A 12,337-nucleotide genomic window follows, 5' to 3' on the forward strand; every position below is an offset into this window, starting at 1 on the left:
ATGAAAAAGTATTTATATACATTATGTACCGCAGCTCTGTTGGGATTGGCAACATCTTGCGTAGATAGTTTCGACGCAACTAACCAGAACCCCAACAAACTATATCTGGATGAGATTGATATTCAGAAAATATTTCCAGGCACTATCTACAAGTCTCTGGACGTATTATCCGAAATGAATTATAACTATTACGCCTATATGGCACGCTACGTGGTTTCCTGGACCAGCCCGCAAAGTTCAGACAATGTAGGTGACAGATTCTATAACTTCTATAAGAAAGTATTGGGTGATGTAGCTATTATGGAAGATAAATACGCTCAGGACACCGATAGAAATTATTGGGCAATACTGATTACCTGGAAAGCCTACCTCTACTCCGTACTGACAGGCACTTGGGGACCGATACCTATGGACGCAGCTTGTAAAGAGACTTATGGAAACGTATATTACTATAACAGTGAAGCTGAAGCATATATGCAAATCCTCCGTTGGCTGGATCAAGCAGTAGAAACTTTCGACCCGAACGGACCCAAAATGCTGAAAGATCCTTTCTATCCTTCTGCCAGTGGTGACAGTGACATTGAAAAATGGCGTAAATTTGCCAACTCCTTGCGTCTGGACGTGGCTATCCGCATGATGAACATGAAAAAAAGCCCTGAAGCTATCTCTATGGCACGTGAGCAAATTGAAAAAGCGTTGAACGAAACCAACCGCAACTACTTATTCAGCTCCAACAATGACAATGCAGCAGGACGCTATGGTACTGACCCCAATGCCGACGTTTCCTTATATTACAACCGTATCCTGAAAGAATTCGATCTGGGCACCAAGCTGGAGACAGAAATAGGCGGGCTAACTTACCCGGCAATGAACGAATACTTCTTCTGTTATATGCGCTCTTACAAAGATCCCCGTTTGAGCAGATATGCGCAAACATCCCGTATCAATGAAACGGGTGATTACCGTGCCGTAGTAAGAGACTCCCTATGGTCGGAAGCAGAACAGAAATACGTACAAGTTTCATACAGAATACCTTTCCTACCCCGCTTCGAGCTGAAACAAACACCGAGTGGATGGATTGTCGGCAAGGATGAACACAACAACAACCTTCAGAGCCTTTATTCAACCGCTTCCGTAAGTATTGAAGGCTACACATATGCTCTGATTCAGCGCGATTTCATCAAACAGGATGCTATGGTGAAACTGTTGACATGGGCGGACGTAAACTTCATGCTTGCCGAAATCCAATTACGTAAAGATGAATGGGGTGTGAATGTTGCATTGCCGCAGAGTGCTGAACAATATTACTACAACGGTATTACTGCTTCCATGAACGAATATAGTGTTACTGCCGGAATCTCCGAATACATAGAACGTAACGGAGTCAAATGGAACACCAACGGACTGGGATGTCGTGACTACCGTGCCTTCTACAAAGCCGATATCAACGGAAAAGGCGGTTATAAAAACAATCTGGAACAAGTATGGAAACAACGTTACATCGCCGACTACTTCAACGGATTTGCCGGTTGGACACTGGAACGCAGAACACGTGTGATGAAATATCCTCCTATTTTCTATAACGGAACTCCGAACAATTACGGGACCTACGGGGCCAATCAATTCGATCCGGTTCCCGAACGTTTGCAATATCCTACAGACGAACGTAACTGGAACATGAACTATTACCGGGAAGCCTGCCGTATGCTACAATCCACTTCACTGGTACCTCGTTCCGACGGAAACTATAATGATAATTTCTTTACTCCATTGGGTATCGGCGGACCATACAATCAAGAAGGTCTATACGAACGTTGGAAAGGCGGTCAGTTAATGTATAATAACGAAATGGTAGCTCATTGGTATGGAGACACCATTGAAGAATTTGTCGAAAACGTATTGGAAGACTATCCCGAGTATGCTTCCCTACAAGGAGAAGAACGCTTAGCGGCAAGTATCAAGTTTGTACGCATAGAAGATAATAAATAATAAAATAAAAAAGAAAGACAGTTATGAAACTAATGAAATACATTACGGGGTGCTCTGCCGCTTTATTACTTCTTGCGGGATGCAACAAAGAAGAGGGTCCGAACATCGATGACTACTTCTTGAACTACGAAATTCCGGAAATTCCTGTCACCGAAGATTATCAGGTTGGCATTTTCTACTACAAAGGGAATGATATTACCACCAGGCCGAACGGTGATCCCAACTTCACCCGCTGGGAGCTTCTGACGCTGACCGATAAGGAATTGAGTGCAAAGAATGACTATAATAACCTGACACCGCAAGTAATGCCCGAATCACAAAAAGACGGCTATTTACAGCCGGATGCAGGAAGTCAAAGTTACCGTATGATTCCAATGATACAACAACACGTGGACGATTGCATCGAAGCTGGGGCAGACTTTATCATTCTGCCCGAAGCAGGAGCAGATTTGGGTAAAGGACCCGGTACCGAAATTAATCAAGGTGACTCTCTGTTCATCACCTTGATGTTGGGACGCTCTGGCAGAGGCGGCAAACGCCTTCCGATGCCACACATGGGACAACCGGGTATAGACTTCGTCGACTTGAAAACGATGAAAATTGTGGTTAGTGTTAACTGGAACAACATCGTCGACCTGCCTCCTACACTATCTTCAACCAATTGTATCGAGACTGCAGCCGGAAAGGTATATGATGGTATCACATACACCCGCCAACAACTGCTGAACAACTTCTTCAGCAAAATCGGCTGTTACTTCTCTGACGACCGCTACTACAAAATCGGTGGCACGCGTCCGGTGGTTTACATTAAAAATAAGACTGGTGAAATCTATGCACAAGAATCCAAAGCCATGTACGATGGCATCCGGAAAGCTGTGAAAGAAGCTACCGGCTACGACATCTACATCATGGTGGAAAGTGCCGATGTATGGTGCAACCAGATGCGTTACCAATACTTTTACATGGAAGGCTGCGTAGACGCTGTAGCCAGCCGTAATATGTACGACCAGTCGGAAATGAGCCGCTCTTATATGTATCCGCAAATGATAGACCAGAACTGGAAGTACAACCGTGAGACTGCATTACCAGCATTTGGCGACGGAAGCATGGAGTTCGTTCCTACTGTTGGTCCGGCTTGGAACAAGCTGGTGCAGGATGGTCGCGGTTCTATCGGTAACTCACCGATTGTAAAAAAAGACCCTGCCACATATCGTACCATGTGTAACGTAGCCAAGATGAATGCCGGACGCAACCGTCTGATTCTGGTTGACTCTTACAACAAATATAATTTCGACTCATTCATCGAGCCGACAGTAGAAAATTATGGCAACGGATATGGAAGAACATATCTGGAAATCACCCGCCAGCAATTCAAGAAGAACTAAAATGTTAACTCTTTAATGATAAAAAGAATATGAGAAATAAATATTGGAAATACATATGTCTGCTAGGTTTGGGGGCTTTCTGCTGGACATGCTCTGATGACAATCCGAATGACGGGCCCGACGGTCCCGGCTCTGAAGGTGGACAGGGAACGGAACAAGAAATTGTACGTTCCTATAAAATAGGTACATTGGCTGGATTCGAAGGCAACTTGCGCCAAAAGATGGACAAGCCGTTCACTGACGTTTCTACTATGCACAACCGTTCATTATTCTGCCGTTACGTAGCTTCTGCTTATCCCGAAGCACAAGATGACAAAGCATATCCCGGTCCAATTACCGAAGCCGACTGGTGGGACAACTTCGTAGAAGAAATCGCTTACAGTGGTCAGGATTATGTTGCCATGAACTGTCGTGGTGAAGCAAATCCTGATATAGACCACGGTCGCCCCGACAAACTCCATGACTTGATGGCAGCTATCAAACGCAAAGGTGTGGAACATGAATTCAAGATCGCTATCTTTGATGATACCCCTGCCTCATGGTCGGCTGCACGCAATGCACATAAAGGATACGGATACGACAACAAACCGTTCAAAAATGGTAGCCGCGTAGAGGGTTCACACTATCCGCTACTCTTCCTCGACCCTGAGAAAGAAGATATGAAAGGTGCAAACAACGATTTCCGCAAAGAGATATATTACTACATCTGGGATGCCAACCTGAAACCATCGTTCGAAAATGTTCCGCGTGACTATTGGTTTGAGATAGACGGACGCCCTGTCATCCTATTCTGGAACCCCAATGGATTCCTACAGGACAGTTATCTTAGCGAACTGATGAAGAAAGACCCGGTAAAGTACAAAAGTACGACCGGACTTGACGAAACGAAATCAGATGCCTATCATGGAAAGTTGAGTTATATTCTGAAGTGTATCAGCGACGACTTCAACACCACATTTGGCGTACGTCCGTTCCTCATCATCCAACGCGAATGGACTGACCGGGACTACTCACTGGTGGACTGCCCCTATCTGGATGGTATTCACAACTGGTTTGCCGTTCCTACAATGGATATGGCAGAGGACGTATATAACGAAAACTTGCTCTACAACACCTATATTTCCGCTTACAACTTCAAAGGTTTCAGCGTAGGCAGCGGATGTCCGGGATTCGTACAAGGTGATCTAGCTCGTCCGAACTGGCAATTTATAGATGCCGACCACGGCCGTTATGCAACCAAGATGATGGAATCTTTCCTATCCAAGAAGCCTGATCTGGTATTCCTTGAAGGATTTACCGACCTTGCAGAAAACGCTGCATGGTGGCGTAGTTCGGACAAGATCTATTACGATTATCCCAACCAGCGCATCAACCTGCTCCGTAAGTATAGCAATCATCCTTTCCCGACCAGACAGAAACTGGAAGCTGAAGCTTGTGACTACTGTTACCAAGGCACTGTTTCCGGCAGCAAGATAGAAACATCTCTGACGGAAGTGGAAATGAACAATGCTCCCGAACAGGGAGTAGTAAAATATTGCAACGACACGAAGTATAACGGTGGTTGGCATACCAACCTCACTTCCGGTGGTCTGAACACACTGAAATGGAAAGAACTCCCTTTCAGAACCGGAAAATCAACTATCCATTTCCGCTATTCCAGCAATGGTGCTGCCAGCGTACGTTGCCAGATTGGCGATACAATGACAAAAAGCGTAAGCCTCCCCGCAACAGGCAGTACATGGGAAGAAGTCGAAATAGCAGTTTATTCTCGCGATGCACGTGGATATGCCGACTTCAACCTGATAGTGACCGAAGGTGACATCAGCCTGAATTATGCAGAGATTATCGCAGAGAAATAAAGAAACAAGAAAAATGAAATATTTATCAAACTAAAAATTTACCTATGATGAACAAAAGAGTATTAAACAGTTTTCTCTATGGAGCACTGTTGTTTTCATTAGGAACAGGAGTTGTTTCCTGTAAGGATTACGACTCGGATATTGAAGGACTGAACAACCGTATCAGCACGGTTGAATCTGACATGGATAGATTCAAAGAAAAGATTGAGGCTGCATTGAACGCCAATCTGACAGTACAGAGCTGGTATCCCAGTGAAGACCAATCACAATACACAATTGTATTAAGCAACGGAGACGAATTATATGTACAGGCTTCCAATAAAGCGACTCCTTTCTACCAGTTCAAGGTGGAAGAAGGTACATGGAGATACACCAAAGACAAAGGTGCAGGCTGGTACAAGGTGTTGACATTCGGCACTGAACAGGAAATCCCCGGAACAGATAAAGACCAGTTATACTACGACAAGAGTAACGGTTACATCTACATCCAAAAAACAGAAGGACTGGTGCAAACCACCATCACAGCTGATAAAGACACTCCGATTCTGGCAGAGAACAAAGAGAATAAGACGCTCTCTGTCTATATCTACGGTGAAAACTATATCCTCCCCGTACAGGGCGGTGGTTTCAGCGGTATCAGCTCTATCCTCTTCCAAAAACAATTTGTTTTTGAGGAAGACGAGTTCCTGGAAGCAGCCAGCTATACTAACAAACTAGGTAAAGTGGTTACTGCCCATACAGCTACCGCCAAGTTCAAGATTCTGCCTAAAGACATCGACTTGTCCGAAGCAGACTTCCAGTGCGCGGATATCCACGAATTGAAACTGACACGTGCGGAAGTGCCTCAACTGTTGGTAAATACCAATAAGAAACTGGACGAAAACGGCCTCCTGACCGTAGAACTGACTCCAAGCAACATGACAGCTCCATACTACGGTGCAGTGTTGGAAATCACATTAGACAAGACCACTACCAGTTCCAACTATTTCGTAGTGAAACCGACTTCTTACAGCGCCAGCAACGGTCTGTTTGCTTATCGTGAAACACGTACGCTTTATCAGGACTCGGAATCTCTGAAATTCATCAGCACCGAAAGTCTCGACCTTGCTAAAACAATAGGCTGGGGATTCGGCGAAAGCGGAGAAGTGAAGTTTGTAGACGAACTGGGATTCGGTGAATTGGCTATTGAAACAACTTATGAGTTGACAGAGAACCCAAATAACACATTCGAAGTAACAGATAAAGGTGTGTTAACCGCTAAAGCTGCCAACAAATCAGGTAAAGTGAAAGTGACTTATACTGTTGCCGAAGAAGAATTCTCTAAAGAAGTATTGATTTACTCACAAGATGAATCGACTGCTAAAAATGGTATTGGACTGACAGGTGTAACAGAACTGTTGAGCAATATCGAAAGTCTTTATAAAGGTACCAAAGTCATCAAAGTGCACAATGCTCAAACCACATTGGAAAATATGGGTGTTACTGCATCTAAAGCATGGAAACTGGGTACTCAACTTAACGGTGGCAGCTGGGAAACAATCCCTATGACTACAAATCTCGCAACGATTACACAAGAAACCGAGTTGGCTAATGGTGAAGTATGTCTTTACTATGATGCGGCTCAAAAGGCTAATTATCTATTGGTAGGTCCTCAAACTGAAGGTATAGATGGTGCTAACCTGTTCGCTATGAATGACGAGGGGACAGACAAAGCAGCTTTCACACTCAATGAAAAAGAAGTGGGATTGTATATAGGTAATGTAACTTCGAAGTACGTAGTAGAAGCTCCGACAAAGAAACCTGAATTGAATATCATGATTTACGGTAAGGCTGGTATCAACAATGAAACACCGTCCATACGTTTGGGCGAAAGATATACAATTCCGGGTGTATATGATGAAACGGAAGGTTATCACTTTACTAATGTGGATCTGCGCAAAACGTTATATAACTTCAAACCTGCCGATGCAGAATTCACCATCACGTTGAACAAAAACGATCAGAATACAAAAGTAAAAGAAAGATGGGATGCCAATAATGTAATATGGGATGCTGCCAATTACACACTCACACTGGTTCGTAACAGCCCGCACATGCAGTTATTCCAGCTTAATTTCAATGACAAGAAGATCAATGAAATGAATGAAGCTGACAACGGCCTCAAGTTCTCGTGGACATTCAATGCCGGAAAGGGAGAGGTGAAATCCGAAGGTAATGAACAGTGGTACATCAAAGACCCTGTACGCCAACCGGGAGAGCATACAATTTACATGGGTAGTGATAAACAACCGAATGCAACAGGAGTTGTAAGCAAAGACTATGAAATTAAAGTTTCTGAAATCACCGGTGATGACACGAAGACAAAAATGGCAGACTTGGAAGTAGGCAAGAAATACTACTTGGGGAACTATTTTAAGAATCATGCTTTCTGGACGAATGGTTGTTCTTGGGACGTATATGGCGGTCCGACCGGTCTTACTGGTACCAAGTTGCCTGTATTGCTGAAATATGACTCTGCCGGAAACAAGATTGTGATGACTGACTATTGCAAGAAATATTTCTGCAAACAAAACTATTCTTTGGTTTTAGAGCCACAAGGAAATGAAACGAGTAGCACATTGGACGTAAACAGCGAAGAACAATCTTTCACATTGAAAATTGTTCCGACCACTACTAACTTCCAATTCAAGTTTACCTTTATCAGCGACTACTCCAGTCAGAATATGTTCTTCAGAATCATCGAAGGATAATTCCGGAACCTATTCATAATAGAGTATCGTTATGATATTGAACAAAAACTAATCTATAAATAGCCATGCCACTAAATCGTAAGCTTGTAATCTTCGTTTTTTGGCATGGTTCTTTTTATTTTTCACATGGCATTTATGTCAAATTCATTGCAACATTTAGTTTTTCAATGCAGAGATTTAGTTTTTTCTGTGCATAGATTTAGGATTTTCTATGCATAAAACTAGAGGAGTTTATGCAACGGCATAGTTGTCATATTGCAACGGGACCATAGTCATCTTATAGTAAGACAAATGTCACCTTATAAAGTGCTATTTGTCACTTTATAAGGTGAACAGCAATTTAAAAAGAAAGAGAAACCTATAAAGATATAAAATTAATCAACGAAAAACAAGAGCAAAGACAATTAAGCACATATTAAGTGTACATTAAGCGGTACTTCATTCTAATATTTATTGTCGAACCGTACTTTTATACCAAAATTATTATTAACTTGTAATATCATGAATAGAATCAGCAAAGTATTTCTGGCTTGTGCGTGCAGCGTCCTCTGCATGAACGGACAAGCACAAAGCAATGCTACATGGACAAACGACTTCTCCAATGCCGGAGAAACATTGAAAGTGGTGGGTCGGGGAACATGCAGTATTGCCGACAATGTATTCCGTTCGAAAGGCGCTTATGCCGTATTCGGTCATCCCGAATGGAAAAACTACTCCTTTTCTTTCAAAGCCCGTGCCCCTAAAAATGCCGAACAGGTGCAGATATGGGCGAGCTTCCGCAATTACAACCGTTTCGACCGTTATGTGGTAGGTATCAAAGGCGGACTGCAAGATGATCTTTACCTGATGCGCACCGGATATATGGGTACGGACGAATTTATGGGAGTCCGCCCGTTAGGTTTCCATCCTGTACCGGGAGAGTGGTATCGTGTAAAAGTAGAAGTTTGCGGCAACCGTATCCGCATATTCCTCAACGACGAGAAACAACCACATATTGATCTTGTAGACAAGAATGCCGACCTGGTACCATCAGGTGAAGTTGCTCTGGGTGGAGGATGGATAGAAACTGAATTTGATGACCTCACCGTTACTCCGATGGCAGACGATGCACTGAAAAACGTGAAAGTGGCAGAATATCAAAAGAAGGCCACTCCTGCGGAGAAAGAAAACAAACGCTGCCAGGAACGGGCTTCCTATACTTCCGCCAAACTGGCAGCGCTCACCGGCAGCCGCACAGACATCACGCTGGATGGCAACTGGCTCTTTATGCCCGACTATCAACTGGACAACAAGGATAAGGCTGTTTCGGTACAAACGAACGACCAGGACTGGCACATCATGTCCGTTCCTAACTTCTGGACACCAATCCGTATCTGGCTGCATGGCGAAACGATGCCCTCTCCTACCGGTGCACAACCCAAAGGTGTGTCGGACACCTACTACCAACAGGAAACCGACCGCTGTGAAAACTATACATTCGATTATCGCCGGGTGAAATATGCCTGGTACCGTCAATGGCTGGAACTGCCTGCCAATGTGGAAGGCAAAAATATGACACTGACCTTCGACGCGGTCTCCAAAATTGCCGAAATCTATATCAACGGAACATTAGCCACTTCACATCTCGGCATGTTCGGTGAAATTCAGGTAGACGGCAGCCATTTGCTGAAACCCGGTAAGAACCTGATTACCGTAAAAGTGACACGCAAAATGGATGGAAGCGCATCGGAATCGGCAAATGCCATCGATTTCTTCTATTCTTCCGTACGTGAAAGTGAGCAGGAAGATGCCAAAGTGGAAGTGAACAAAGATGCTCTGCTGAAAGAAATTCCTCATGGTTTTTATGGTGACGAACCTGCCGGAATCTGGCAACCGGTAAAGCTGACGATTACCGACCCCGCAAAAGTGGAAGATGTCTTTATCAAACCGACCCTGAATGGCGCTACCTTCGATGTAACCCTAAAGAACCATGGTAGTAAAAAGAAACAGTTCGACCTTTATACGGATATCATCGACAAAGAAACCGGTGCTGTACTCTATTCGGGATTATCCATACGGAAACTGAATCTCAATGCAGATGAAGAGCGCATGGAAACCTATACGATCAGCGATTTGAAACCTCGCTTATGGACACCGCAGCATCCCAACCTGTACGATTTCAAATTCCGCCTGGTAGCAGATAAAGGAACAGAACTGGACTGTCTGACAGAAACTTCCGGATTCCGTACTTTTGAGGTGAAAGACGGACTTTTCTACCTGAACGGTAATAAATACTGGTTGCGCGGCGGAAACCACATTCCTTTCGCACTGGCACCTAATGATGAAAATCTGGCCAATACTTTCATGCAACTGATGAAAGCCGGAAACATCGACGTAACCCGTACACACACCACTCCGTGGAACAAACGCTGGATGACAGCTGCCGACCGTAACGGTATCGGTGTTTCATTCGAAGGCACATGGTCGTGGTTGATGATTCATTCCACTCCAATTCCAGACCAGCGTCTGATTGAAATATGGCGTAACGAGTTTTTAGGATTGCTGAAAAAATATCGCAATCACCCTTCACTGCTCTTCTGGACAGTGAACAATGAAATGAAGTTCTACGACAATGACAGCAATCTGGAACGTGCCAAAGAGAAATACCGTATTATTTCGGATGTAGTGAAAGAGATGCGTCGCATCGACCCTACCCGTCCTATCTGCTTCGACTCCAACTATCAGGCCAAAGGCAAGGATAAGAAATTCGGTGCTGACTTTATGAGCAGCATCGATGATGGCGACATTGACGATATGCACGGTTATTACAATTGGTATGACTACTCGGTTTTCCGTTTCTTCAATGGAGAATTCCAAAAACAGTTCAAGGTAACCGACCGTCCGCTTATCAGTCAGGAGATGTCTACAGGTTATCCCAATAATGAAACGGGGCATCCTACCCGCTCCTATCAGCTCATCCACCAAAATCCTTATACACTGATCGGTTATGAATCTTATGACTGGGCAGACCCGGCTTCCTTCCTGAAAGTACAAGCATTCATCACGGGTGAACTGGCCGAAACGCTTCGTCGCTCCAACGACCAGGCTTCGGGTATTATGCACTTTGCATTGATGACATGGTTCCGTCAGACATACGATTATCAGAACATTGAACCGTACCCCACCTACTATGCTTTGAAACGGGCTTTACAACCTGTATTGGTTAGTGCAGAATTGTGGGGACGCAACTTGTACGCAGGTGAGAAACTGCCTACACGCATCTATGTGGTCAATGACCGTGAAGACGGTACGGATCTGCAACCGTCCCTGCTTCGCTGGGAAATACAAGATGAAAGCGGAAAGTGCCTGGCAAGCGGCAGTGAAAAGATTCCGGCTGTGAAACATTATGCGCGATACTATGCCGAACCTGATATTCAGTTGCCGGCCAATCTGCCTGCCGACAAGACAAAAGCCAAACTGGTATTAAAACTCACAGAGAACGGTCTGCCAATTTCTGCCAATGAATATGAGTTGTTGCTCACTAATAAAGAGTGGAATGTAGGTCAGGTAGACCCAAACAAAAAGATTGTATTATTGGATAAAGATAACACGAAAATGGTATTTGACTTCCTGAACATCAATTATCAACCGATTTCTTCCATAAAAGAATTGCTCAACAGCAAACTGAAAGCTGACCTTTGCGTTATCTCCGGTCTGACAGCCTGCACTGACGAAGAAAAGGAGCTGATCCGTGCTTATCAGTCAAAAGGTGGAAAGCTACTCTTCCTCAACAGTAAGGAAGCCGTCAAAGCTATATATCCTGAATATATCACGGGCTGGATTATCCCGACAGAAGGCGATATCGTAATTATGGAACGCAATGATGCTCCGGTGTTCAATGACATCGATGTATTGGAATTACGCTATTTCAACAACAATAAACGGGAAATTCCGCAAGCATGTACCGCTACTCTGAAAGTCCATCGCCACAAGAACGTGACGGAACTGGCAGGACAGATGAAAATTCATGCTTACATTGATGGTGGAAAACCGGAAGACCGCATCGAACGAATAGAATCTATGCGTGGACTGACGATGTTACAAATAGCTGACGGAAAGGGAGAAGCAATGATCTCTACCATGTGTACGGAAAAGGCAACGACAGATCCGGTAGCTGGTAAGTTAGTAGTGAATATGATTAATTGCCTGACTACCAACAAATAGGAATAAGGTAGAAAACAGAAATAAAAGAGAGGACAAATGTCCGAAAGGTTTTGAATGAATAAACTCCCTCTTACTTTGCCGTGAGGGGGAGTTTTCGTTTTAAAGTCTTTCGGACTTTCGTCCTCTCTTTTTTATTTCAGAAAGGAAATAA

The 12,337-nt window shown here is 44.0% G+C and carries 5 protein-coding genes; all 5 read left to right on the plus strand.

Annotation, left to right across the window (positions count from 1 at the left end; all coding sequences use genetic code 11):
* The 5 genes from NXV01_RS23000 to NXV01_RS23020 all read left to right on the plus strand — a co-directional run bounded on the left by NXV01_RS23000 (position 1) and on the right by NXV01_RS23020 (position 12,186).
* On the plus strand, positions 1 to 1,989 hold the full coding sequence (locus NXV01_RS23000; protein ID WP_148364648.1) for a SusD/RagB family nutrient-binding outer membrane lipoprotein: 1,989 nt from the start codon (positions 1 to 3) through the stop codon (positions 1,987 to 1,989).
* Positions 1,990 to 2,012: 23 nt separating this feature from the next.
* The gene (locus tag NXV01_RS23005; RefSeq protein ID WP_148364647.1) at positions 2,013 to 3,374 is read left to right on the plus strand and encodes a glycoside hydrolase family 99-like domain-containing protein; all 1,362 of its coding nucleotides are present in this window, start codon (positions 2,013 to 2,015) and stop codon (positions 3,372 to 3,374) included.
* 29 nt (positions 3,375 to 3,403) lie between these two features.
* A complete protein-coding gene (locus NXV01_RS23010) occupies positions 3,404 to 5,233 on the plus strand; it encodes a DUF5010 domain-containing protein (protein ID WP_217721211.1) in 1,830 nt (609 codons plus the stop codon).
* Between the two features lie 44 nt (positions 5,234 to 5,277).
* The gene (locus tag NXV01_RS23015) at positions 5,278 to 7,983 is read left to right on the plus strand and encodes a hypothetical protein (protein WP_195649710.1); all 2,706 of its coding nucleotides are present in this window, start codon (positions 5,278 to 5,280) and stop codon (positions 7,981 to 7,983) included.
* A 501-nt stretch (positions 7,984 to 8,484) separates the two neighbouring features.
* Complete coding sequence (locus tag NXV01_RS23020) at positions 8,485 to 12,186, plus strand: glycoside hydrolase family 2 TIM barrel-domain containing protein (RefSeq protein WP_148364645.1); 3,702 nt, start codon at positions 8,485 to 8,487, stop codon at positions 12,184 to 12,186.
* Positions 12,187 to 12,337 lie beyond the last annotated feature (151 nt).

This window comes from Bacteroides sp. BFG-606, from assembly GCF_024788145.1.
Lineage (GTDB): Bacteria > Bacteroidota > Bacteroidia > Bacteroidales > Bacteroidaceae > Bacteroides > Bacteroides vicugnae.